This window comes from Streptomyces abikoensis (assembly GCF_014648775.1).
GTDB lineage: Bacteria > Actinomycetota > Actinomycetes > Streptomycetales > Streptomycetaceae > Streptomyces > Streptomyces abikoensis.
This window is the reverse complement of record NZ_BMRT01000008.1, coordinates 1-21,798: the sequence shown is the minus strand read 5'-3', so window position 1 is coordinate 21,798 and position 21,798 is coordinate 1. Positions and strand designations below refer to the sequence as shown.

Sequence of the window (21,798 nt, the reverse complement as noted above, 5' to 3'; positions counted from 1 at the left end):
ACCGCTACGTTCGGTGTAGTCCCGCAGATCCATGGATACGACATCGGAAGGGTGATCCTTTGAGCCGCTCGGTTCTCGTCACCGGAGGTAACCGGGGCATCGGCCTCGCCATCGCGCGCGCCTTCGCCGAAGCGGGCGACAAGGTCGCCATCACCTACCGCTCGGGCGAGCCGCCCACCGGCTTCCTGGCCGTGAAGTGCGACATCACCGACCCCGAGCAGGTCGAGCAGGCGTACAAGGAGATCGAGGAGAAGCAGGGCGCGGTCGAGGTGCTGGTGGCCAACGCCGGCGTCACCCGCGACCAGCTGCTGCTGCGGATGTCGGAGGAGGACTTCACCTCGGTGGTGGAGACCAACCTCACCGGCACCTTCCGCGTCGTCAAGCGCGCCTCGAAGGCCATGCTGCGCGCCCGCAAGGGCCGCGTCGTCCTGATCTCGTCGGTCGTGGGCCTGATGGGCTCGCCGGGCCAGGCGAACTACGCCGCCTCCAAGGCCGGCCTCGTCGGCTTCGCCCGCTCGCTCGCCCGTGAGCTGGGCTCCCGCAACATCACCGTCAACGTCGTCGCGCCCGGCTTCGTGGACACCGACATGACCCGCGTGCTCACCGACGAGCAGCGCGCCGGCATCGTCGGCAACGTCCCGCTGGGCCGCTACGCGCAGCCCGAGGAGATCGCCGCCTCGGTCCGCTTCCTCGCCTCCGAGGACGCCGCATACATCACTGGAGCCGTCATTCCTGTCGACGGCGGATTGGGCATGGGTCACTGATCGCCATGAGTGGAATCCTCGCAGGCAAGCGCATCCTCGTCACGGGTGTCCTCACCGAGTCGTCGATCGCCTTCCAGGCCGCGAAGGTCGCCCAGAACGAGGGCGCCGAGGTCATCCTCACCGGCTTCGGCCGGCTCTCGCTCGTCGAGCGCATCGCCAAGCGCCTGCCGAAGCCCGCGCCGGTCATCGAGCTGGACGTCACCAACCAGGAGCACCTCGACGGCCTGGCCGACAAGGTGCGCGAGCACGTCGACGGCATCGACGGCATCGTCCACTCCATCGCCTTCGGCCCGCAGGGCGCCTTCAACTTCCTGGAGGCGAGCTGGGAGGACGTCTCCACGGCCGTCCAGGTCTCGGCGTACTCCTACAAGTCGCTGGCGATGGCCCTGCTGCCGCTGATGCGCGAGGGCTCCTCCATCGTGGGCCTGACCTTCGACGCGCAGATCGCGTGGCCGAAGTACGACTGGATGGGCGTGGCCAAGGCCGCCCTCGAGGGCACCAACCGCTACCTGGCCCGCGACCTCGGCCCCAAGGGCATCCGCTGCAACCTGGTCTCGGCCGGCCCGATCAAGTCGATGGCCGCCAAGTCCATCCCGGGCTTCGAGGAGCTCGCGGACGTGTGGAACCACCGCGCCCCCATCGGCTGGGACCTGGCCGACCCGGAGCCGGCCGGCCGCGGCGTCGTCGGCATGCTGTCGGACTTCTTCCCGCGCACGACGGGCGAGATCGTCCACGTCGACGGCGGCGTGCACATGATGGGTGCCTAAGCGCTCCGCTGGAAGTGCGGTCCTGCGGCTGCGGGCCGTCCATGGCTGGTCGCGCAGTTCCCCGCGCCCCTGACGGGGCGCGTACCGGACTTCGACAAGCCCGTGCAGGAGCACACACCTCCGCGATGCCCGTTCCGGCCCACCCGCCGGGGCGGGCATCGCGCGTCTCCCGGGTCGTGCGGCGCGACGCGCGCCCGCACACTGGGGGAGGAGGGAGGTGGACGGGCATGAGCCCCCCGATACGGCGTGCGGCGGTGCTGCTGTTCGCCACCCTCGCCCTGCTGGGCACCACCGCGATCGCCCCCGCGCCGCCGACGCCCCGCGAGGCCGAGTGCCACACCCGTCTCCACGGCTCCCACGCCGTCACCCACTGCTTCAACGGCAACGCCACCCCCGACCGCGTCCAGCTGCACGTCGAGTGCGTCCACTGGTGGGACCCGGCGATGGACACCGCCCCCGTCACCGTCGGGCCCGCCCGGCACGTCGTCCTCGCCCAGCGCTGCTGGCTGGGCATCCGCCGGGCCTGGGTCACCCACGCACCCGGGTGACCGGCGGTTCGGCGCGGGTGGGAGACTTGTCCGCATGCCGGTCCTCGAAGAGAACCCCAATCCCAAGAACGGCCAGAAGGCCCTGCTGACGATCCTCGGCGTGATGCTCGGCATCACCGTCGTCATCAGCGTGATCGCGACCCTCGCCTCCCCCTGACGCCACCGGCCCGACGCCGCCGGCCCGTCCGCCCGGCCGGGGTGGGGCTGGCCCCACCGTCCCCTAGGGGGCGGAGGTCAGGGTCGATTGGGTGGAAGGCCGGATGGGGGAAGGTGGCGGGTCTCCGTAGGTTCGTAGTACGCCGCGACGGCGCGGCGCACCCGACCTCCCAGGAGACCCCCATGACCGCCGGCCCGCAGCCCCCCGCCGCCGTCCCCCGGCGGAACCGGACCCGGCTGACCTGGTGGGCCGTGGCCCTGCCCACCGCCGCGCTCGCGGTCTTCCTCCTGCTGCTGACGTTCCTGCTGACCGCCTCGCCCGCCTCGGCCGACGGCCCCTCCGACGCCGGCGCCTCAGGGGGCGGCGCGGTCGCGCAAGTGGTGCGCTTCGCGCGGTACGCCGCGGAGCGTCTGGCGCCGTGAGCGCCCGCGCGTCGAAGGCCGCCGCCCGGAGGGGGCGAGCCCGCCAACACCCCGCGCCTCGCCGCGCGTTTCATGCGAAGCTGGACGGCATGAGCTCCGACCCGACCCGCAGGATCGTCATTCTCCGGCATGCCAAGGCCGAGTGGTCCGACGGCGACGACCACGAACGTCCCCTCGCGGACCGCGGCCGCAAGGACGCCCCGGTCGCCGGCCGCTGGCTCGCCGGCTCCGGTGTCACCCCCGAACTGGCCCTCTGCTCGACCGCCGCGCGCACCCGCGAGACCTGGAAGCTCGCCGTCTCCGAGCTGCCCGAGCGCCCCCGTACGGTCTACGAGGACCGGATGTACGAGGCGTCCCTCGGCGAGCTGATCGCCCTGCTCAACGAGGTCTCCGACGAGGTGGCCGACCTGGTGCTCATCGGGCACAACCCCGGGATGCACGCCCTGGCCGACGCCCTCGCGGGCGAGGCCGACGGCGATCTCCTCGCCCGGATGAACCGTTCCGGCTTCCCCACCGCCGCGGTCGCGGTGCTGACCTTCAGCGGGTCCTGGAAGTCCGTCGAGCACGGCGTGGGGCGGCTCGTCGCCTTCTGGACGCCGCACGCCTGACGGCCGGCGGACGGGGCGGTCGTCACTCGTGGGTGTTGGCCGCCTCGACCTCTTCGCGGGTGACACCCAGCAGGTACAGCACCGTGTCCAGGAACGGCACGTTCACGGCCGTGTGCGCCGCCTCCCGCACCAGGGGCTTGGCGTTGAACGCCACCCCGAGCCCGGCCGCGTTGAGCATGTCCAGGTCGTTGGCGCCGTCGCCGATCGCCACCGTCTGCGCCAGCGGGACTCCCGCCTCCGCCGCGAACCGGCGCAGCAGCCGGGCCTTGCCCTCCCGGTCCACGATCTCCCCGGTGACCCGGCCGGTCAGCTTGCCGTCGACGATCTCCAGCGTGTTGGCGGAGGCGAAGTCCAGCCCCAGCCGCTCCCGCAGATCGTCCGTGACCTGCGTGAACCCGCCCGAGACCACACCCACCTGGAAGCCCAGCCGCTTCAGCGTCCTGATCAGCGTGCGGGCGCCCGGCGTCAGCCGGACCTCCGCCCGCACCTTCTCCACCACCGACGCGTCCAGCCCCGCCAGCAACGCCACCCGTTCGTGGAGGGACTCCTCGAAGTCCAGCTCGCCCCGCATCGCCCGCGCGGTCACCTCGGCCACCTCGGCCTCACAGCCCGCGTGCGCCGCGAACAGCTCGATGACCTCGTCCTGGATGAGAGTGGAGTCCACGTCCATCACCACCAGCCGCTGCGCCCGGCGCTGAAGCCCGGCGGCCACCACGGCCACGTCCACGCCCAGCGCCGCCGACTCGGTGGCCAGTGTGGTGCGCAGCTTCTCCGTGTCCGTGCCCGAGACCGCGAACTCCACGGCCGTCACGGGGTACTTGGCGAGCCGGAAGATGCGGTCGATGTTGCCGCCGGTGTCGGTGATGCGGGCCGCGATGGCGGCGGTCGACTCGGCGGTCAGCGGGTGCCCGAGCACGGTGACGTGGGAACGGCCGACACCGCGCGGTCTGTTGTCGCCCCGGCCGGAGATGATCTCCGTCTGAAGGTGCATCGACTCCGCCCAGCTGTGCACGGTGGCCCGCAGCCCGCCCTCGGTGGCTCCGCCGCCGACGGGGGCGGTGACCAGGGCGCACAGCGTGATCCGTCCCCGGGTGACGATCTGCTCGATGTCTATGACGTCGACGGCGTAGGCGGCGAGGGTGTCGAAGAGGCCGGCCGTGATGCCCGGCCGGTCCTTCCCGAAGATCTTCACAAGGAGAGTGGGGACATCATCGCCGGTGGCGACGGCGGCAGCGGGGATCTGCGATGCGCTCATGGTGGTCCTACGGTATCCGCACACCTGTCCCGGCTGACAACTCAGCCCGCCCATGGCGCCCCCACGACGCCCCCATGACGGCTCCCCGGCGGGTCCTACGGACGCCGCCACGGCGCGGGCGGCGGCTCGTCCGGCGGCGGCACCGGCGACGACCCGTACCGGTACGGCGACCCCGGCCGCCGCCGGGGCGGGGGCGGCACCGGCGGACGGCCGGTCTGCGTCGGCGCGGTGAAGGGGTCCTGCCCGCCGGAATCCCCGGAGGGGCCGGACGCACCGGGCGCCCCCGAAGGCCCGCGCGCACCGCGCTCCCCACCGGGAGGCCCCCCGCCTGCAGGCCCCCCGCCGGGAGGGGCCTCCCCGGGCCGGCCCTCCCCGGGCGGTCGCAGATACGGGTTGGTGTCCGGGCGTGAGGGCCGGTACCCCGGCGAGGGGGCGTACGGCCCCGGAACGTACGCCAGGTCCGGGTAGCTGCGGCCCTCTCCCGGGCGGCCCTCCTCGGGGCGCCGGGCGCGCGCGTGGGCCGAGGCCCGCCGCCCCGCCGCCCCCGTCGCGTACGCCAGCAGCCCGCCGAACGCCCCCGCGCCCAGTCCCCACACGGCCCCCAGGGCCAGGGCGAGGGGCACGCTGCCGGACAGCTCCAGCCCGGCCCCCAGGGCGTCGACGCCCAGCACCGACAGGCCGGCGTCCGCCTTGACCCGCGTCGCCAGCACCAGCAGGGGCAGCGCCACCGCCGTGGCCACGCCCAGCGCCAGCCCGCACCGCCACGCGTACGCCCCCGGCCCGGCCCCGTCCCGGGGCGTACGGGCCCCGGTCAGCACCCCGGCCGTCAGCATCAGCAGCACACACCCCACCGGCAGCAGCCACACCAGCGGCTCCAGGTCGGCGATCCGGCCCACCGTCACCGACTGGTCCGTCCCGGCGCGCAGCAGTTCGTCCAGCGGATGCGGCAGCACCTGGAGCAGCGACCCGCTCGCCGTGCCCCGCAGGGGGACGAACAGTCCCAGCGGCACCCCCAGCCACACCCCGTTCGGCGCCCCGAGCACGGCCGCGCCCAGCACCCGCCGGGGGTGGGCGTCGCCCGCCGCCGCGACCCCGGCGGCCGCCAGGCCCGCGACGACCGCCAGCACCAGCACCGAGCGCAGCGCCGAGGCCGCCGGGCGGACCGCGCGGTGGGCCGCCTGCCAGCGGCGGGGGAGCGGGGCCCGGCGGGCGGACAGCAGCGTCACCAGCAGGACGCCCAGCACCCACACCAGGCCGCCGAGCAGCGACGCCCCGGGCCGCACCGAGAAGCCCACCGACGCCTTGGCCTGCGCCAGATCCCCGAGCCGGCCGGGCAGACCGCCCCCGATGTCCCCGATGTCGCCCAGCCCCGGGATCCGCGTGGTGCCGCCCGCTCCGCCGAGGCCCAGATCGCCGCCGTCGAAGGTGACGGTGGAGGAGGCCGCCCACACGAGCCCGCCCAGGACCAGCAGGAACAGCAGGGCGACCGCGGCCGCCCGCGCGAGGAGCTCGGACCCCCGCACCGCGGGCCCCAGCGGCCGCAGCGACCGGGCGAACACCATCCCCAGCGACAACGCCCCCACCAGGCTGACGCCCAGTGGCGCGATGTCGATGGTGGTGTGCGCCCCGGCGCCCGTGAGCCCGAATGCTTCGACCGAGCCCGAGGGAGTGATGGAGCCGCCGACCGCGAGGACGACCACCGCCGCCGTCAGCGGGCCCAGCGACCCCGCCGCGTCCGCGCCCAGCAGATGCAGCCCCAGCGCCGCGACTCCCGCCATGGCGAGAAAGGCCCAGCTCACCGCGGCTATCGCGGTGAGTACGAGATCGGCGCCGCGCGCCGCGCGGCTGCCGCTGGTCAACGTCATCACGGCCCCCCGGTCCCTACCAGTCACCCCGGAAGCGGACGATCCGCGACGATCCCGCGCATCCCCGGGCGGTTACTACTGTCAGGGCGCGTTTCGCATCGGTCAACGGCGCCTGTTACAGGGCCGGTACACGGTCGTGAGGCTCCCGACTTTTGGTTGGGGGACTGCGCCTGAAATAGTTCCTCCCGATGTTCGCCATCCCTAGACTCCCCCGTGCAGGGGGCTCATCGGGGGACAAATAGTGGGGCATGGAGTGCCGGAACTCGTACTGGAATTGAATGGACAGACCTGGACGTTGGACCCGTCCCGGTCGTACACCCTCGGGCGCGACCCGCAGGGTGACATGGTCCTGGAGGACGCCCGCGTCTCCTGGCGACACGCCACCGTCCGGTGGGGCGGCCACGGCTGGCTCATCGAGGACCACGGCAGCACCAACGGCACCTATGTGCAGGGCCAGCGTGTCCACCAGATGGAAATCGGCCCCGGTGCGGCCGTCCACCTGGGCAACGCGACGGACGGCCCGCGGCTGAACCTCTCCGCCGCCGCCCCGGCCGCCCCCGCCGCGCCGGCCGCCGACATCTACAGCGCCCAGACGGCGATGGCCCCGGCGGTTCAGCCCGGCCAGCCGGCCCCGCAGCAGTACCAGCAGCCGGGCGCCCAGGGCTGGGGGCACCAGCCTCCGCAGCAGTACCAGCAGGTGCCGCAGCAGGGCGGCTGGCAGCAGCCGTACGCGCCGCAGCAGCAGGCCGCCCAGCCGCAGGGCCAGGCGCCCGGCACGGGCGGCGGCGACAGCCCGACCCGCTTCCACCAGATGGCCGTCGGCCGGGTGATGCGCATCGGTCGTGCCCTCGACAACGACCTGGTCGTCTCCGACCTCCAGGTCTCCCGTCACCACGCCGAGTTCCGGGCCACCCCCGGCGGCTTCGAGATCGTCGACCTCGGCTCCCACAACGGCACGTACGTCAACGGTCAGCCGGTCCGGCAGCAGCTGATCGGCCCCCAGGACACCGTCGGTGTCGGTCACTCGACCTTCCGGCTGGTCGGCGACCGCCTCGAGGAGTTCGTCGACACCGGTGACGTCTCCTTCTCGGCCCGCCATCTGACGGTGACGGTCGACGGCGGCAAGCAGATCCTCAAGGACGTCTCCTTCGGCGTCCCCGAGAAGTCGCTGATCGCCGTCATCGGCCCCTCCGGCTCCGGAAAGTCCACCCTCCTCAAGGCGCTCACCGGCTACCGGCCCGCCAACCAGGGTGACGTCCTCTACGACAACCGGAACCTGTACAAGCAGTTCGCCGAGCTCCGCCAGCGCATCGGCCTGGTCCCGCAGGACGACATCCTCCACAAGGAGCTCACGGTCCGTAAGGCCCTGCGCTACGCGGCCAAGCTCCGCTTCCCCGGCGACACCGCGGCCTCCGAGCGCGAGGCCCGCATCGACGAGGTGCTGCGCGAGCTCAAGCTCGACATCCACAAGGACAAGAAGGTCACCGCCCTCTCCGGCGGCCAGCGCAAGCGCGTCTCGGTCGCCCTGGAGCTGCTGACCAAGCCGTCGCTGATCTTCCTCGACGAGCCCACGTCCGGCCTCGACCCGGGCATGGACCGCGACGTCATGCAGCTGCTGCGCGGCCTCGCGGACGACGGCCGCACGGTCCTGGTGGTCACCCACTCCGTGGCCGAGCTGGCGCTCTGCGACAAGCTGCTGGTGATGGCCCCGGGCGGCTCGGTGGCCTACTTCGGCCCGCCGGAGGAGGCGCTCAACTTCTTCGGCTACGAGACCTGGGCCGACGTCTTCTCGGCGTTCGAGAACTACCGCGACTACGACTGGGCGGGCCGCTGGAAGGGCTCGCAGCACTACCAGATGTACGCGGCCGACATCGACGCCGTCGCCCCGCAGTCCGTCCACGTCCAGCCGCAGGTGGTCCGCCCGCCGGTGCCGCAGAGCTGGGGCTCCCAGCTGTGGACGCTGATGCGCCGCTACTGCTCGGTCATCGCCTCCGACCGCGGCTTCCTGGCCCTGATGCTGCTCCTCCCCGCCGTCCTCGGCGGTGTGAGCACCGTCATCCCGTCCGACTACGGACTGGGCGCCCCCGCGCCGCGCCACTTCAACCAGGACGCCGGCACGATCATGCTGATCCTCGCGGTCGGCGCGTGCTTCTCCGGAGCGGCCAACTCCGTCCGTGAGCTGATCAAGGAACGGGTCATCTACGAACGGGAGCGGGCCGTCGGCCTGTCCCGCTCGGCGTACCTGATGTCCAAGGTCGTCGTCCTCGGTGTGATCACCGCGGTGCAGGGCGTCCTGATCTGCGCGATCGGCTTCTCGGTCCGCAAGCTCCCCGAGCACGGCGTCATCATCAAGGCCCTGCCCGCCGCCGAGCTCTGCCTGGTGATCATCGCTCTGGGCTTCACCTCGATGATGATCGGCCTCGTGATCTCCTCGCTGGTGAAGACCTCCGAGAAGACCATGCCGCTGCTGGTGATGTTCGCGATCGTCCAGGTCGTCTTCACCGGCATCATGTTCAAGATCTACGACTCGCCCGGCATCGAGCAGGTCGCCTGGCTGATGCCCTCCCGCTGGGCCATCGGCGCCGCCGGCGCCACGCTGGACCTGTCGCACATCATGGCGCCCATGGACAAGAACGACCCCAAGAACCTCGACCCGCTGTGGGAGCACTCGGCGGGGATCTGGGGCCTGGACATGATCGCGCTCATCGCCATCGGCGTGGTCTGCGGCATCGCGGTCGCCCGCCTGCTGCGCCGCCACGAGCCGGAGGTCATGCGCAAGTGACGGCCTGTCCATGAACACGCCGAAGGGCGGCACCCCGCACGGGGGTGCCGCCCTTCGGCGTAGCTGTGTCCTCCGGCCGTCAGTAGGCGGAGTTCACGTTGTCCATCGAGCCGTACACCTTGGCCGCGTAGTTGCAGGCGGCGGTGATGTTGGCGACCGGGTCGTAGATGTTCCAGGAGGTGCCCTCGACGTGGTACGCCTTGAAGGTCGGGTCGATCACCTGGAGCAGGCCCTTGGAGGGGATGCCGGCGGCGGCGTTGGAGTCCCAGTTGTTGATGGCGTTGGGGTTGCCCGTGGACTCCCGCATGATGTTGCGGTAGATGCCGTTGTAGGTGCCCGGGATGCCCTTGGCCTTCATGATGTCCAGGGATTCCTTGATCCAGCCGTCAAGGTTGTTGGCGTAGACCTTGGGGGCGGGCGCGGCGGGAGCGGCGGCGGCAGCGACCGGCTTGCGCTCCTCGGACCGGCTGGCGGCCTCCTTCTCGGCGCGCTCCTTGTCGGCCTTCGCCTTGGCCTGGGCCTCCGCCTCGGCCTTCTTCTTGTTCTCGGCGTCCTTCTTGGCCTGCTCGGCCGCGCGGTCCGCCTGCTTGTTCAGCTCGGCCTGCTGGGTCTCGCCGAAGGCGGAGGCGTTCCACGCCACCGGCTTCACCGCCTGGGACTGCTCGGCGTCGGCGGAACCGTTCGGCACGACCGCGAACGCCAGGGCGGCGACACCGGCCGCGGCGATCCCGGCCGCGGAGAACGTGTGGACCTTGGTCAGGCGGGTATAGCCAGAGATGGGGGAACGCATGCTGAGCTGAACCTCTTCCGATCGCGTGAGTCGCACCGGCCCGTCCTGGCGCGCTGAGAGCGCCGTTCCTCGGTTCGCGGCGCCGTGCGACGGAGCAAATTCTTAGCGGCAGCAAAATGCCCTGGCAAAGGTGTGACGTACTAAGCCGCTTCGTTGCGGCGCCCTTCGCGGGGCCGGGCCCAGAGGGCGCGCCACCTGCTCGAACCGCTCCTTATGGGCGTCTTATCCGTCCACTAGGCCGCTTCGTACGTGATGTGCGTCCCATGAGCGGGCTCACACCGGGCGTGCTCGTTCCTCACCCGGTGTGGCCGCTTCCCTGCGGAGCGTTTGCGATCAGAAACGTTGCTTTGAGGTGCCCTCGACCCGGCCCGGGGTCAGACCTCCACCAGCACCTGGTCCAGGCTCTTGCGCACCAGGTCCGGTACCTCGCAGTCCGCCGCCGGATAGCCCACGGGGATCACCGCGAACGCCTTCTCGTTCACCGGCCGCCCCAGCACCTCCGACAGGAACCGCATCGGGCTCGGCGTGTGCACCAGCGCCGCCAGCCCGGACAGATGCAGCGCGGACAGCAGCATCCCGACCGCGATGCCGACCGACTCGTCCACGTAGTAGTGCTTGCGCCGGCTGCCGTCCTCGCCCAGCCAGTAGCGCTGCTGGAAGACCACGATCAGCGCGGGCGCGTCCGTCAGATGCGGCTTCACCTCGTCCGTGCCCAGCGGACGCAGCGCCGCCAGCCACTCCTCGCCCAGCCGCCCCGCGTAGGAGACGCGCTCCTCTTCCTCCGCCGCCTCCCGGATGCGCCGCCGCACCTCCGGGTCCTTCACCAGGACGAACGTCCACGGCTGCTGATGCGCCCCGGAGGGCGCGGTCGCCGCGCACGCGATCGCGTCCCTGACCACCTGATCCGGCACGGGATCGGCCGAGAACCGCCGCACGGTCCGCCGCTCCGCCATCCGCTCCCGTAACTCCGCCGCCCGCCCGACCGACTCCTCGGCCCCCATCCGCACGGGCCGGTACGGCACGGCCCGGTACGGCTCGCCGTGGATGGGGGTCCACCGTCCTATTGGTATAGACATGAGGAGAGCGTGCCCCCGGGCCCACCGGCCTAAGCCGGACGACCGAGACCCGGCCGCCCCGAGGCCGATCCCCCGCGCGGGCGCCCTGTATACGGTGATCCCATGACCCATGGCCCCCGCTCCGGCCTCACGGCCGTAAGCACCGCCCTGCTCGCCATGAGCCGCCATCTGGAGGTGCGCGACGTCCTCAAGACGATCGTCGTCTCCGCCCGGGAGCTCCTCGACGCCGAGTACGCCGCCCTCGGCGTCCCCGACGACCACGGCGGCTTCGCCCAGTTCGTCGTCGACGGCGTCAGCGACGACCAGTGGAAGGCCATCGGCCCGCTGCCCCGCCAGCACGGCATCCTCGCCGCCATGCTCAAGGAGGCCACCCCGCAGCGCCTCGCCGACGTCCGCCTGGACCACCGCTTCGAGGGCTGGCCCGACGCCCACCCCGACATGAGCGACTTCATCGGGATGCCCGTCGCCGACGGCGACGAGATCCTGGGCGCCCTATTTCTCGCGAACAAGAGGTGCCCCAAGCCCGCCGGCGGCTGCGGCTTCACCGCCGAGGACGAGGAACTGCTGAGCGTCCTCGCCCAGCACGCCGCCATAGCCCTCACCAACGCCCGCCTCTACGAGCGCAGCCGCGAGCTGACCATCGCCGGGGAGCGGGCCCGCCTCGCCCACGAGCTCCACGACGCCGTCTCCCAGAAGCTCTTCTCCCTACGGCTGACCGCCCAGGCCGCGGCCGCCCTCGTCGACCGCGACCCGGCCCGCGCCAAGGGCGAGCTCCACCAGGTCGCCCGGCTCGCCGCCGAGGCGGCCGACGAGCTGCGCGCCGCCGTCGTGGAACTGCGCCCGGCGGGGCTCGACGAGGACGGCCTCGTCGCCACCCTGCGCACCCAGGTCAAGGTCCTCGACCGGGCCCAGTCGGCCGCCAGGGTCACCTTCGCCGCCCAGGGCGTGAAGGCCCTGCCGGCCGCCCAGGAGGAGGCGCTGCTGCGGGTGGCCCAGGAGGCCCTCCACAACGCCCTGCGCCACTCCGGGGCGCGCACCGTGGACGTCAGCCTCACGCGCCGGGGCCACGGCGCCGCCCTGCGCGTGACCGACGACGGGCAGGGCTTCGACCCCTCCGCCGTGCGCAGGGCCGGCCGGCACCTGGGCCTGGTCTCCATGCGGGACCGGGCGAACGGCGTCGGCGGCGGCCTGACCGTGGATTCCGCGCCCGGCAAGGGCACGACGATCGAAATGGAGGTGCCCGGTGGCTGAGAGCCGCGCGATCCGGGTGCTGCTGGTGGACGACCACCAGGTGGTCCGCAGGGGGCTGCGCACCTTTCTGGAGGTACAGGACGACATCGAGGTCGTCGGGGAGGCCGCTGACGGCGTCGAGGGCGTCGAGCGGGCCGAGGAGCTGCGGCCGGATGTCGTCCTCATGGACGTGAAGATGCCCGGCATGGACGGGATCGAGGCGCTGCGCAGGCTCCGGGAGCTCGACAACCCCGCCCGGGTGCTGGTCGTCACCAGCTTCACCGAGCAGCGCACCGTCATCCCCGCCCTGCGGGCGGGCGCGGCGGGCTACGTCTACAAGGACGTGGACCCGGACGCCCTCGCCGGCGCCATCCGGTCCGTGCACGCCGGGCACGTCCTGCTCCAGCCGGAGGTGGCGGACGCCCTGCTGGCGCAGGACGAGGGCGGCGGCGGGGGCCAGGGGAGAGGCAACGGGCTCACCGAGCGGGAGCGCGAGGTGCTGGCCCTGATCGCGGACGGGCGGTCCAACCGGGAGATCGCCCGGGCGCTGGTCCTGTCCGAGAAGACCGTCAAGACCCACGTGTCGAACATCCTGATGAAGCTGGACCTCGCCGACCGGACGCAGGCGGCGCTGTGGGCCGTCCGACATGGGATCGGAGCCTGACGCGCGACCGGCCCCGGCCGGTTGCGGAACGTCGCGTTCTGATCAGAGATTCATGCGGTCGTGTGATAACCCACCCGCCCCAGCAACCCGAATGGCCCTGGCCCGTTTTCCATGGCGTAACCGCGGCGGGAGCCGTGGCGACGCTCTGGCAAAACACTCAGGAAGGTCATAGGAAGAGTGAACAACATCAAGAAGGCCGCTGCTGTCACGCTCGCCGTCGGCGGTCTCGCCCTCGCCGGCGCCGGTGCCGCCTCCGCCCACGGGGCCCACGGCGCGCACGGCGTGGCGGAGAAGTCGCCCGGCGTCGCCTCCGGCAACGTCGTCCAGGTCCCGGTCGAGGTCCCGGTCAACTTCTGCGGCAACACCATCGACGTCGTCGGCGTCCTGAACCCGGCCGCGGGCAACCTCTGCGTCAACGAGTAATCAGCTCGTCGCTTTAGCCCTCGCCACCTCGTAGGCAGGTCGGCTCCGCATCCGGCGGAGCCGACATCCGGGTGGTGGTCAATCGTCCGAAAGAGGGCAAACACCGTCGATGGCCGTGCCGTCGGCGGTGCATTGGCGTTCATAGGTGCAGGGCCCCGTGGCAGGGGTCGATCAGGTCAGTCATCAGAAGGAAGAGCACCTATGAACAGTGCCAAGAAGGCCGCCCTCGCACTGGCTGCGGCCGGCGTCGCCCTCGGCGCCTCCGTCGTCCCCGCCGCCGCCACCGACGACGGGTTCGACGGAGCGCTGGCCTCCGGTGTCGCCAAGGGCTCGCCGGGTGTCGTCTCCGGCAACGTCATCCAGGTTCCGATCCAGATCCCGATCAACCTCTGCGGCAACACCATCGACATCGTCGGCCTCCTGAACCCGACGTTCGGCAACACCTGCATCAACGGCCCCGTCGGCGAAGACCACCACATGACCGAAGAGCACCACTTCAGCGAGCACAACAGCAGCCACCACCACGGCGGCCACCACGACCGCGACTGACCCACGGCACCCGGCGAGGCCCCGCGGACCCCTCGGCCCGCGGGGCCTCGCCGTCGCCCGGCCGGCGCGGGCGCGGATCAGTGCCGCCCGCGATCCCGCTCCTCCACCATCGCGTTGTACGCGGCCACCCGCGCCCGCCGGGCCGTACGCTCCACCGGCCGCAGCGCCGCCGCCCGCGCCGCGATCTCCGACGCGCTCACCGCGCCCCCGTGCTCACGCCCCTGGACGTCCCCCGGCTCGTAGGCGATCCCGATCAGCGCCCCGACCCGCTGCGCCAGCTCCAGCACCCGCGCCGCCCGCGGCGGATACCCCGGCGCCAGCACCTCCCGGCTCCGCTCCGCCCGCGCCCGGTACGCCTCCAGCGCCGCCCGGGCCACCGGGCCCGAGCCGGCCACGTCCAGCCGGGTCAGCACCTCGGTCGCCTCGCGCAGCGCCTCGGCCAGCTCCCGCTCGGCCTCCGACAGCGACGGCACGTCGGCGGGCGGCGCGTCCCGCACGGCCAGGCAGTGCCACACCACCTCGACGTGGACATCGCCCTCGGGCCCCGCCTCGTACACCTCCGGCACCAGCCCCAGCGCCGTCCCCGGGACGACGACCGCCTCCTCGGCCTCCATGGCGCGGGCGTTGAACTCCGGCGGGCCGCTGAGCCCCAGCGGATGCCCCGGCACCGGCAGCGCCAGCCGCAGTCCCGTCGCCCCCAGCGCCCTCAGCCGGCCCAGCGCGAGGGTGAGTCCCACCGGCCCGGACTCCCCGGGCAAACCGACGACACGGTGGACCGCGTCACTTCCGGTGATGTGGTGTGCGGCGTCATCCGGGGCGGCAAATCCGGCAAGGAGGGCATTTCCCCACGCCGTGAGCCGTCCTGAGCGATTCTCATCGAGCATGGCCCCCAGCCTAGGGACTGCCATCGGTAACCGGTGGCGTAGGTTTTTCCCAGGGGACTGCGCCGACAGGCGCAAGCGACGAAGCGACTGCAATGGGAGACAACGCGCTCATGAGCGATGTGCTGGAACTGGTGGACGTATCCGTGGTCCGCGAGGGCCGGGCTCTGGTGGACCAGGTCTCCTGGTCGGTCAAGGAAGGCGAGCGCTGGGTGATCCTCGGCCCCAACGGCGCCGGCAAGACCACCCTTCTCAATGTCGCCTCCAGCTATCTCTTCCCCACCAAGGGCACCGCCCGGATCCTCGGTGAGAAGCTCGGCTCGGTCGACGTCTTCGAGCTCCGCCCGCGCATCGGCATGGCCGGCATCGCCCTGGCCGACAAGCTGCCGCGCAGCCAGACCGTCCTCCAGACGGTCCTCACCGCCGCCTACGGCATGACCGCCGGCTGGCACGAGAACTACGAGGAGGTCGACGAGCAGCGCGCCCGCGCCTTCCTCGACGTCCTCGGCATGACCGAGTTCCTCGACCGCAAGTTCGGCACCCTCTCCGAGGGCGAGCGCAAGCGCACCCTCATCGCCCGCGCGATGATGACCGACCCCGAGCTGCTGATGCTCGACGAGCCCGCCGCCGGCCTGGACCTCGGCGGCCGCGAGGACCTCGTCCGCCGCCTGGGCCGGCTCGCCCGCGACCCGCTCGCCCCCTCCATGGTCATGGTCACCCACCACGTCGAGGAGATCGCCCCCGGCTTCACCCACGTCCTGATGATCCGCCAGGGCAAGGTGCTCGCCGCCGGCCCCATCGAGCTGGAGCTGACCTCCCGCAACCTCTCCCACTGCTTCGGCCTGCCGCTGGTGGTCGAGCAGCGCGGCGACCGCTGGACGGCCCAGGGCCTCCCGATGGCCTAAGGGAGCCCGAGCTCCCTCCGCACGCCCTGTCCGCCGGGCGGCCACCCCCCTACCATGACCATGTGGACACATGGGTGTGGTGGCTCGTGGCCGCCGTCGGACTGGGAATTCCGCTGGTCGTGACCGCCATGCCGGAGTTCGGCATGCTCGCGGTCGGGGCCGTCGCGGCCGCGGTCACCGCGGCCGGATTCCATGCCGGCGTGGTGGCCCAATTCGTGGTCTTCGCCGTAGTCTCCGTCGCTCTCATCGCCGTCGTCCGCCCGATCGCCAACCGCCAGCGCGCCCGCCGCGGCGAGACGGCGATGGGCATCGACGCGCTCAGGGGCCGGCAGGCCGTCGTCCTCGAACGGGTCGACGGCGCCGGCGGCCGCATCAAGCTCGCGGGCGAGATCTGGTCCGCCCGCTCCCTCCACGCCGACCGCTCCTACGAGGTGGGCCAGCAGGTCGACGTCGTCGAGATCGACGGCGCCACGGCCGTCGTCATCTGACCGTAGGCCGGAACCGGCCGCATCCGACGAGCTGGGCCCAACGCCTGCACGCGGGCACCCGGTTCTGGAAGACTGATCAAGACCATTGCGGCCACGCACTGGTCACGACCCACGAGACCTACGACAGCGGCACGGGGAGCTGAGCCACGATGGAACCGATCATCATCGTCCTGATCATCCTGGTGGTGCTCGTCTTCATCGCCCTCATGAAGACGGTGCAGGTCATCCCGCAGGCCAGCGCCGCCATCGTGGAGCGCTTCGGCCGCTACACCCGGACCCTCAACGCGGGCCTGAACATCGTCGTCCCGTTCATCGACTCCATCCGCAACCGCATCGACCTCCGCGAACAGGTCGTCCCGTTCCCGCCGCAGCCGGTGATCACCCAGGACAACCTCGTCGTCAACATCGACACAGTCATCTACTACCAGGTGACCGACGCCCGCGCCGCGACCTACGAGGTCTCCAGCTTCATCCAGGCGATCGAACAGCTCACCGTCACCACCCTGCGCAACATCATCGGCGGCATGGACCTGGAGCGGACGCTCACCTCCCGCGAGGAGATCAACGCGGCCCTGCGCGGCGTCCTCGACGAGGCCACCGGCAAGTGGGGCATCCGCGTCAACCGCGTCGAGCTCAAGGCCATCGAGCCCCCCACCTCCATCCAGGACTCGATGGAGAAGCAGATGCGCGCCGACCGGGACAAGCGCGCCGCGATCCTCACCGCCGAGGGCATCCGGCAGTCGCAGATCCTCACGGCGGAGGGCGAGAAGCAGTCCGCGATCCTCCGCGCCGAGGGCGAGGCCCGGGCCGCCGCCCTCCGCGCCGAGGGCGAGGCCCAGGCGATCCGCACGGTCTTCGAATCCATCCACGCCGGTGACGCCGACGAGAAGCTGCTCGCCTACCAGTACCTCCAGATGCTCCCGAAGATCGCCGAGGGCGACGCCAACAAGCTCTGGATCGTCCCCAGCGAGATCGGCGACGCGCTCAAGGGCCTCAGCGGCGCCGTCGGCAGCTTCGGCGCCCCGGGCGGCGGAGGCGGCGGCGCCCCCAAGGTCACCAAGGAGAGCCCGCGCCGCGAGCAGCCCCCGATCGACTGAACGATCAACATCAGGACTCTCCCTCCCCATGCATGATCCGTTCATGCATGATCAGTGCGGCCCCCCGACCCCCTCAGGGCGGGGAGGCGACACACTGAAGCGAAGGAGATGGCCTTGTCCATCTGGGAAGCACTCGCGGTCCTCGCCGCCGGCGTCGGCGCGGGCACCATCAACGCGATCGTCGGCAGCGGCACCCTCTTCACCTTTCCGGTGCTCCTCGCCACCGGCCTGCCACCCGTCACCGCCAACGTCTCGAACACCATCGGCCTCGTCACCGGCAACATCAGCGGCGCCGTCGGCTACCGCCGCGAGCTCCGCGGCCAGCGCGCCCGCGTCATCCGCTTCGGCATCACCGCACTGATCGGCGGCCTCACCGGAGCCGTGCTGCTGCTCGCCCTCCCGTCGAAGGCCTTCGACGCGATCGTCCCCGCGCTCATCGCCCTCGCCCTGGTGCTCGTCGTCCTCCAGCCCCGGCTCGCCCGGGCCCTCGCCCGCCGCCGCGAGCGCAACGGCACCGAGGCCCCCACCGACGGCGGCCCCGCCCTCCTGGCCGGACTTCTCCTGGCCAGCGCCTACGGCGGCTACTTCGGCGCGGCCCAGGGCGTCATGTACCTCTCCCTCATGGGCCTGCTCCTCCACGACGACCTCCAGCGCGTCAACGCCCTCAAGAACACCATCGGTGTCGTCGTCAACGGCGTCGCCGCGCTCTTCTTCGTCTTCGTCGCCGACGTCGACTGGACGGCCGTCCTCCTGATCGCCGCGGGCTCCACCATCGGCGGCCTGATAGGCGCGAAGGTCGGCCGCAGGCTCTCGCCCACGGTCCTGCGGGGCGTCATCGTCGTCGTGGGCGTCGTCGCGATCGTGCAGATGCTGCTCAGGTAAAGCAGACGCAGCTCGGGTGAAAGAGCTCGGGCAAAAGAGCTCGGGTGAAAGAGAACGCTCCGGGCCCTTCCCCCGTGAAAAACACCGGGCCCGGAGCGTTCCAGCAGCAGGCGCGGCCACCCGGCTGACGAGCCGGACTCCGGCAGGCGGCCGGCGCACCAGCGCCCCACCGCCCCCGCGACTGCGGTACCCGCTGCCCGACGGCCGCATGCGAAGCCGTCAGTCAGGCACCACCACTCTGCGATCCCCGCCCGCCAGGCGCAACGGAATTTCCGGTCGCCGCCCCCGTGCGACGGGGCGCGGGAACGTCAGCCGGCCGCCGGAACCTCGTACTCACCGATCAGCTGCGCCCGCCCCAGCGCGTGGAAGCGCAGGTGGAAGCCGACCACGGCCGGCGAGGCGTCCTCGTCCGGGCCCAGCTTCTCCCGGTCCACCGCGTACACCGTGAAGACGTACCGGTGCGGACCGTCCCCGGCCGGCGGCGCGGCGCCGCCGAAGTCACGGGTGCCGTAGTCGTTGCGCACGTGCACGGCGCCCTCCGGCAGTCCCTTCATCCCCCCGCTGCCCGCACCCGCCGGCAGCTCGGTGACGTCGGCCGGGATGTCGAAGACGACCCAGTGCCAGAAACCGCTGCCGGTCGGCGCGTCCGGGTCGTAGCACGTCACCGCGAAGCTCTTCGTCCCCTCGGGGGCGCCCTCCCAGCGCAGGTGCGGCGACACATTGCCACCGGCGAGGACCTGATCCTCCTTCAGCCTCGCCCCGGACGTCACGTCATCGCTCACCACGGGGAACGAGGGCACCGGCGGATGAAAATCGTGGGGGAGCGGCCGACGCTTCTGCTCGGACACCAGGACACCTCCAGTACGCGCGGACAGCTGAAAGCGCCAGCCTAGCGACGCCCGGACCACCGGCACTGCGACCATATGGAGTGTGCTTCATGTACTTCGACACATCGGACGACGGCAGAGCCGCCTCATGCGCGCCCTGACCCTCCTGCTGGCAGCCCTGCCACTGCTGTTGCTCCCCGCCTGCTCCTCGTCGGGGAGCCAGAAGGCGGCGAAGCCCCGGACCCCGGCCGCCACGACGCCACCACCGGGCTCCGTGCCCGCCTGGGCGAAGGGCATGAAGACCGTCACCGAGGACCAGCTGCCGCCCGAGGCACGCCGTACCCTCGAACTCATCGCCAAGGGCGGCCCCTTCCCGTACGACAAGGACGGCACCGTCTTCGGCAACTACGAGAACCGGCTGCCCAAGCAGACCCGCGGCTACTACCACGAGTACACCGTCCCCACCCCCGGCGCCCGCAACCGCGGCGCCAGACGCGTCATCACCGGCGAGCACTCCGAGCGCTACTACACCGGCGACCACTACCAGACCTTCGAAGCGGTGGTGCACCCATGACCCGTCCGCTGCCCGCCCCAGGGCTCCCCGGCATCCTCAACGGAACGATCCCCCCGGGCATCTACCACCTGCCCTCCACCGAAGCCCCGACGGACGTCATGGCCCGCGCCGCCGAGGCCGACTGGCGGGGCGCCAGACTCCAGCTCTCCGGGGTCCACGACAAGGCCGCCTTCCTCGACCGCTGCGCGACGGACCTGGAGTTCCCCGAGTACTTCGGCCGCAACTGGGACGCCCTCGCCGACTGCCTCACGGACCTGTCGTGGTGGGGCTCCGGCAAGTTCCGCGGCTATCTGCTGCTCGCCGAGGACTGGGAGACCTTCCGCAAGGCGGCACCGGGCGACGCCCGGACCGCGGAGACGGTGCTCGACGACGCCGTCGGCCACTGGGCGGGTACGGACTCGCCGCTGGTCGTCCTGCTGGGCTGACCGACGACCGCCTGCCGGGGGCCTTGCCGGGCCGACCCCGGCAGGCTCCCGGCAGGCCCCGGCTCAGAGCCAGTTCCGCTTGCCGCCCACCTCGGCGAGCCACTGGTGGAGGTAGGCCGCCCAGTCGGTCCGCTCGTACGCCTGCAGGTCGACCGTGAACGAGCGGTAGGTGTCGCTGCCCGAGCTGAACAGCCCCGGCTTCTTGTCCATCTCCAGCACGACGTCCATCTCGCGGTCGTCCGCGACGAACGACAGCTCCACCTCGTTCAGCCCCCGGTACTCGGCGGGCGCGTGGAACTCGATCTCCTGGTAGAAGGGCAGCCGCTGCCGCGTGCCACTGATGCGGCCGCGCTCGAGATCGGCGGACTTGAAGGAGAAGCCGAGTCGGCCGAAGGCGTCGAGGATCGCCTGCTGGGCCGGGAGCGGGTGGACGTTTACCGGATCGAGGTCGCTCGAGTCCACGGCGCGGGCGATGGCGAGGTGAGTGGTCACCCCCACGTTCATTCCGGTGAGGTGCCGGCCCAGGAACATGGTGATCGGCGTCTCCCAGGGGATCTCCAGCCCGAACGGCACCACGTGCGCCGCCCCCGCCTGCACCTCGAAGGCCCCGCCCAGCCGTACCCGGGTGAACTCCACGTCCTGCTTGTACTCGCCGTCGTTCCCCTCGACCTCGACCCGCGCCTGGAGCCCCACGGACAGCCCCTCGATCCGCTGCGGCACCGAACCGCCCTGGATGCGCACCTCGCCCTGCACCACACCGCCGGGCACGACGTTCTCCTCGAACAGCACCGTCTCCACCGAGGCCCCGCCCGCGCCCAGGCTCGCCATCAGCTTCTTGAACACCATCGCGCTCATCCTCCCCGGACCCGGCCGCCGGGCCCTTCCACTACGCTCGACCGGCATGACTGCCGCGCCTGACCGTATGCCACTCGACCGGGAATTCTTCGACCGTCCCGTACTGGAGGTCGCACCCGAGCTCCTGGGCCGCATCCTCGTCCGGACGACCCCCGAAGGCCCGATCGAACTGCGCATCACCGAGGTCGAGGCATACGCGGGGGAGAAGGACCCCGGTTCGCACGCCTTCCGTGGCCGCACGGAGCGGAACGCATCGATGTTCGGTCCGCCCGGACACGCGTACGTCTACTTCATCTACGGCATGTGGTTCAGCCTCAACCTGGTCTGCGGCCCCGAGGGCACCGCCAGCGGTGTCCTGCTGCGCGGCGGCGAAGTGATCAAGGGCGCCGACCTGGCCCGCTCCCGTCGCCCGAAGGCCCGCCACGACCGCGAGCTGGCCCAGGGCCCGGCCCGCCTCGCGACCGCCCTCGACGTGGACCGTTCACTCAACGGCACGGACATCTGCGCCGGCCCGGACGCGCCCCTCTCCGTCCTTCGGGGCACCCCCGTCCCCACCGACCGGGTGCGCAACGGCCCCCGCACGGGCGTGGGCGGTGCGGGGGCCACCCACCCCTGGCGCTTCTGGGCGGACGGCGACCCGACGGTCAGCCCGTACCGGGCCCATGTGCCGCGCGACAGGAGCAAGCGCGGACAGGGGCAGGCCGGTGCTTGACTCTCGCGCGGAGAGGGCCTAACGTAGGCAAGCCGCTTGAGACGGGCAGCGCTTTGGGCGCGTCCGAGACGAGCGGCGACCACCACCACAGCGAGAAACTTTCCCGGATCGGGTCTATTTCGGCGTGCCGAAATATTCTTCCGGTGGCTCGATTAGGAGCCGGAAGGGAAATCCGCTAACGTAGTGGTCAACGCCGGAGGCCGAAAGGCCGAAAGCGAAACCCCGCTCCAACAGGGGGCCGGAAAAGGAATC

At 71.8% G+C, this 21,798-nt stretch carries 25 protein-coding genes; 18 read left to right on the top strand and 7 right to left on the bottom strand.

The window, feature by feature from the left end; all coding sequences use genetic code 11:
* The first annotated feature begins 59 nt into the window (after positions 1-59).
* The 6 genes from fabG to IE096_RS23405 all read left to right on the top strand — a co-directional run bounded on the left by fabG (position 60) and on the right by IE096_RS23405 (position 3,266).
* Positions 60-764, top strand: a complete 705-nt coding sequence (fabG, locus tag IE096_RS23425) for a 3-oxoacyl-[acyl-carrier-protein] reductase (RefSeq protein WP_189454876.1) — start codon at positions 60-62, stop codon at positions 762-764.
* Positions 765-769: 5 nt separating this feature from the next.
* Positions 770-1,531 carry an enoyl-ACP reductase FabI gene (gene fabI, locus IE096_RS23420; RefSeq protein WP_189454874.1) on the top strand — a complete coding sequence of 254 codons (762 nt, stop codon included), beginning with the start codon at positions 770-772 and terminating at the stop codon, positions 1,529-1,531.
* A 227-nt stretch (positions 1,532-1,758) separates the two neighbouring features.
* Positions 1,759-2,079, top strand: coding sequence for a hypothetical protein (locus IE096_RS23415; protein ID WP_189454872.1), 321 nt, complete (start codon positions 1,759-1,761; stop codon positions 2,077-2,079).
* Positions 2,080-2,113: 34 nt separating this feature from the next.
* Positions 2,114-2,236 carry an SGM_5486 family transporter-associated protein gene (locus IE096_RS31885; RefSeq protein ID WP_268248345.1) on the top strand — a complete coding sequence of 41 codons (123 nt, stop codon included), beginning with the start codon at positions 2,114-2,116 and terminating at the stop codon, positions 2,234-2,236.
* 182 nt (positions 2,237-2,418) lie between these two features.
* On the top strand, positions 2,419-2,658 hold the full coding sequence (locus IE096_RS23410; protein WP_189454870.1) for a hypothetical protein: 240 nt from the start codon (positions 2,419-2,421) through the stop codon (positions 2,656-2,658).
* 89 nt (positions 2,659-2,747) lie between these two features.
* Positions 2,748-3,266 (top strand): SixA phosphatase family protein, encoded by a 519-nt coding sequence (locus IE096_RS23405; RefSeq protein ID WP_189454868.1) that lies wholly within the window; start codon positions 2,748-2,750, stop codon positions 3,264-3,266.
* A gap of 22 nt (positions 3,267-3,288) precedes the next feature.
* Here IE096_RS23405 and serB read toward each other — a convergent pair whose 3' ends face one another.
* Both serB and IE096_RS23395 read right to left on the bottom strand, forming a co-directional pair.
* Positions 3,289-4,521, bottom strand: coding sequence for a phosphoserine phosphatase SerB (gene serB, locus IE096_RS23400; RefSeq protein WP_189454865.1), 1,233 nt, complete (start codon positions 4,519-4,521; stop codon positions 3,289-3,291).
* A 95-nt stretch (positions 4,522-4,616) separates the two neighbouring features.
* Positions 4,617-6,386: a streptophobe family protein gene (locus tag IE096_RS23395; protein WP_189454863.1), complete on the bottom strand. Its 1,770-nt coding sequence runs from the start codon at positions 6,384-6,386 to the stop codon at positions 4,617-4,619.
* A 241-nt stretch (positions 6,387-6,627) separates the two neighbouring features.
* Between IE096_RS23395 and IE096_RS23390 the strand changes: the two genes are divergently transcribed.
* Positions 6,628-9,168 carry an ABC transporter ATP-binding protein/permease gene (locus tag IE096_RS23390; RefSeq protein ID WP_189454861.1) on the top strand — a complete coding sequence of 847 codons (2,541 nt, stop codon included), beginning with the start codon at positions 6,628-6,630 and terminating at the stop codon, positions 9,166-9,168.
* A 79-nt stretch (positions 9,169-9,247) separates the two neighbouring features.
* On the opposite strand, the gene IE096_RS23385 is transcribed toward IE096_RS23390, so the two are convergent.
* The gene (locus IE096_RS23385) at positions 9,248-9,958 is read right to left on the bottom strand and encodes a transglycosylase SLT domain-containing protein (protein WP_189454859.1); all 711 of its coding nucleotides are present in this window, start codon (positions 9,956-9,958) and stop codon (positions 9,248-9,250) included.
* Positions 9,959-10,332: 374 nt separating this feature from the next.
* Positions 10,333-11,034, bottom strand: a complete 702-nt coding sequence (locus IE096_RS23380; protein WP_189454856.1) for a nitroreductase family protein — start codon at positions 11,032-11,034, stop codon at positions 10,333-10,335.
* A gap of 102 nt (positions 11,035-11,136) precedes the next feature.
* On the opposite strand from IE096_RS23380, the gene IE096_RS23375 reads away from it, so the two are divergent.
* From IE096_RS23375 to IE096_RS23360, 4 genes are all read left to right on the top strand, one after another.
* The gene (locus tag IE096_RS23375) at positions 11,137-12,285 is read left to right on the top strand and encodes a GAF domain-containing sensor histidine kinase (RefSeq protein ID WP_189454855.1); all 1,149 of its coding nucleotides are present in this window, start codon (positions 11,137-11,139) and stop codon (positions 12,283-12,285) included.
* A complete protein-coding gene (locus tag IE096_RS23370; protein WP_189454853.1) occupies positions 12,278-12,928 on the top strand; it encodes a response regulator in 651 nt (216 codons plus the stop codon). Before IE096_RS23375 ends, IE096_RS23370 begins: the two co-directional genes overlap by 8 nt.
* A 177-nt stretch (positions 12,929-13,105) precedes the next feature.
* Positions 13,106-13,351 (top strand): chaplin, encoded by a 246-nt coding sequence (locus tag IE096_RS23365; RefSeq protein ID WP_189454850.1) that lies wholly within the window; start codon positions 13,106-13,108, stop codon positions 13,349-13,351.
* A gap of 201 nt (positions 13,352-13,552) precedes the next feature.
* On the top strand, positions 13,553-13,900 hold the full coding sequence (locus tag IE096_RS23360) for a chaplin (protein WP_189454848.1): 348 nt from the start codon (positions 13,553-13,555) through the stop codon (positions 13,898-13,900).
* A gap of 77 nt (positions 13,901-13,977) precedes the next feature.
* Here the strand turns inward: IE096_RS23360 and IE096_RS23355 are convergent, their stop codons facing one another.
* Positions 13,978-14,784, bottom strand: a complete 807-nt coding sequence (locus tag IE096_RS23355; protein ID WP_189454846.1) for an Rv1486c family protein — start codon at positions 14,782-14,784, stop codon at positions 13,978-13,980.
* 92 nt (positions 14,785-14,876) lie between these two features.
* On the opposite strand from IE096_RS23355, the gene IE096_RS23350 reads away from it, so the two are divergent.
* The 4 genes from IE096_RS23350 (at position 14,877) to IE096_RS23335 (ending at position 18,153) form a co-directional block, all read left to right on the top strand.
* Positions 14,877-15,686 carry an ABC transporter ATP-binding protein gene (locus tag IE096_RS23350; protein ID WP_126913552.1) on the top strand — a complete coding sequence of 270 codons (810 nt, stop codon included), beginning with the start codon at positions 14,877-14,879 and terminating at the stop codon, positions 15,684-15,686.
* Positions 15,687-15,748: 62 nt separating this feature from the next.
* The gene (locus tag IE096_RS23345) at positions 15,749-16,174 is read left to right on the top strand and encodes an NfeD family protein (RefSeq protein ID WP_189454844.1); all 426 of its coding nucleotides are present in this window, start codon (positions 15,749-15,751) and stop codon (positions 16,172-16,174) included.
* Between the two features lie 149 nt (positions 16,175-16,323).
* Positions 16,324-17,271 carry an SPFH domain-containing protein gene (locus IE096_RS23340; RefSeq protein WP_126913550.1) on the top strand — a complete coding sequence of 316 codons (948 nt, stop codon included), beginning with the start codon at positions 16,324-16,326 and terminating at the stop codon, positions 17,269-17,271.
* Between the two features lie 108 nt (positions 17,272-17,379).
* Positions 17,380-18,153, top strand: coding sequence for a sulfite exporter TauE/SafE family protein (locus IE096_RS23335; RefSeq protein WP_189454843.1), 774 nt, complete (start codon positions 17,380-17,382; stop codon positions 18,151-18,153).
* Between the two features lie 308 nt (positions 18,154-18,461).
* Here the strand turns inward: IE096_RS23335 and IE096_RS23330 are convergent, their stop codons facing one another.
* Positions 18,462-19,001: a YbhB/YbcL family Raf kinase inhibitor-like protein gene (locus tag IE096_RS23330; protein WP_189454841.1), complete on the bottom strand. Its 540-nt coding sequence runs from the start codon at positions 18,999-19,001 to the stop codon at positions 18,462-18,464.
* Between the two features lie 127 nt (positions 19,002-19,128).
* On the opposite strand from IE096_RS23330, the gene IE096_RS23325 reads away from it, so the two are divergent.
* Entirely contained in the window at positions 19,129-19,554 is a 426-nt protein-coding gene (locus tag IE096_RS23325) for a guanyl-specific ribonuclease (RefSeq protein ID WP_189454839.1), read from the top strand.
* Positions 19,551-19,979, top strand: a complete 429-nt coding sequence (locus IE096_RS23320) for a barstar family protein (protein ID WP_189454837.1) — start codon at positions 19,551-19,553, stop codon at positions 19,977-19,979. The genes IE096_RS23325 and IE096_RS23320 overlap by 4 nt, the downstream gene beginning before the upstream one ends.
* A gap of 63 nt (positions 19,980-20,042) precedes the next feature.
* Here the strand turns inward: IE096_RS23320 and IE096_RS23315 are convergent, their stop codons facing one another.
* A complete protein-coding gene (locus IE096_RS23315; protein WP_189454835.1) occupies positions 20,043-20,825 on the bottom strand; it encodes a sporulation protein in 783 nt (260 codons plus the stop codon).
* 55 nt (positions 20,826-20,880) lie between these two features.
* On the opposite strand from IE096_RS23315, the gene IE096_RS23310 reads away from it, so the two are divergent.
* Positions 20,881-21,546 carry a DNA-3-methyladenine glycosylase gene (locus IE096_RS23310; RefSeq protein WP_189454831.1) on the top strand — a complete coding sequence of 222 codons (666 nt, stop codon included), beginning with the start codon at positions 20,881-20,883 and terminating at the stop codon, positions 21,544-21,546.
* The last annotated feature ends 252 nt before the right edge of the window (positions 21,547-21,798 follow it).

What these genes read in the sequence shown, in the direction of transcription:
- fabI (WP_189454874.1), top strand. Translation starts at nt 770, where the DNA reads ATGAGTGGAATCCTCGCAGGCAAGCGCATCCTCGTCACGGGTGTCCTC.
- IE096_RS23415 (WP_189454872.1), top strand. Translation starts at nt 1,759, where the DNA reads ATGAGCCCCCCGATACGGCGTGCGGCGGTGCTGCTGTTCGCCACCCTC.
- IE096_RS31885 (WP_268248345.1), top strand. Translation starts at nt 2,114, where the DNA reads ATGCCGGTCCTCGAAGAGAACCCCAATCCCAAGAACGGCCAGAAGGCC.
- IE096_RS23410 (WP_189454870.1), top strand. Translation starts at nt 2,419, where the DNA reads ATGACCGCCGGCCCGCAGCCCCCCGCCGCCGTCCCCCGGCGGAACCGG.
- IE096_RS23405 (WP_189454868.1), top strand. Translation starts at nt 2,748, where the DNA reads ATGAGCTCCGACCCGACCCGCAGGATCGTCATTCTCCGGCATGCCAAG.
- serB (WP_189454865.1), bottom strand. Translation starts at nt 4,521, where the DNA reads ATGAGCGCATCGCAGATCCCCGCTGCCGCCGTCGCCACCGGCGATGAT.
- IE096_RS23395 (WP_189454863.1), bottom strand. Translation starts at nt 6,386, where the DNA reads ATGACGTTGACCAGCGGCAGCCGCGCGGCGCGCGGCGCCGATCTCGTA.
- IE096_RS23385 (WP_189454859.1), bottom strand. Translation starts at nt 9,958, where the DNA reads ATGCGTTCCCCCATCTCTGGCTATACCCGCCTGACCAAGGTCCACACG.
- IE096_RS23380 (WP_189454856.1), bottom strand. Translation starts at nt 11,034, where the DNA reads ATGTCTATACCAATAGGACGGTGGACCCCCATCCACGGCGAGCCGTAC.
- IE096_RS23375 (WP_189454855.1), top strand. Translation starts at nt 11,137, where the DNA reads ATGACCCATGGCCCCCGCTCCGGCCTCACGGCCGTAAGCACCGCCCTG.
- IE096_RS23360 (WP_189454848.1), top strand. Translation starts at nt 13,553, where the DNA reads ATGAACAGTGCCAAGAAGGCCGCCCTCGCACTGGCTGCGGCCGGCGTC.
- IE096_RS23355 (WP_189454846.1), bottom strand. Translation starts at nt 14,784, where the DNA reads ATGCTCGATGAGAATCGCTCAGGACGGCTCACGGCGTGGGGAAATGCC.
- IE096_RS23350 (WP_126913552.1), top strand. Translation starts at nt 14,877, where the DNA reads ATGGGAGACAACGCGCTCATGAGCGATGTGCTGGAACTGGTGGACGTA.
- IE096_RS23340 (WP_126913550.1), top strand. Translation starts at nt 16,324, where the DNA reads ATGGAACCGATCATCATCGTCCTGATCATCCTGGTGGTGCTCGTCTTC.
- IE096_RS23335 (WP_189454843.1), top strand. Translation starts at nt 17,380, where the DNA reads ATGGCCTTGTCCATCTGGGAAGCACTCGCGGTCCTCGCCGCCGGCGTC.
- IE096_RS23325 (WP_189454839.1), top strand. Translation starts at nt 19,129, where the DNA reads ATGCGCGCCCTGACCCTCCTGCTGGCAGCCCTGCCACTGCTGTTGCTC.
- IE096_RS23320 (WP_189454837.1), top strand. Translation starts at nt 19,551, where the DNA reads ATGACCCGTCCGCTGCCCGCCCCAGGGCTCCCCGGCATCCTCAACGGA.
- IE096_RS23315 (WP_189454835.1), bottom strand. Translation starts at nt 20,825, where the DNA reads ATGGTGTTCAAGAAGCTGATGGCGAGCCTGGGCGCGGGCGGGGCCTCG.
- IE096_RS23310 (WP_189454831.1), top strand. Translation starts at nt 20,881, where the DNA reads ATGACTGCCGCGCCTGACCGTATGCCACTCGACCGGGAATTCTTCGAC.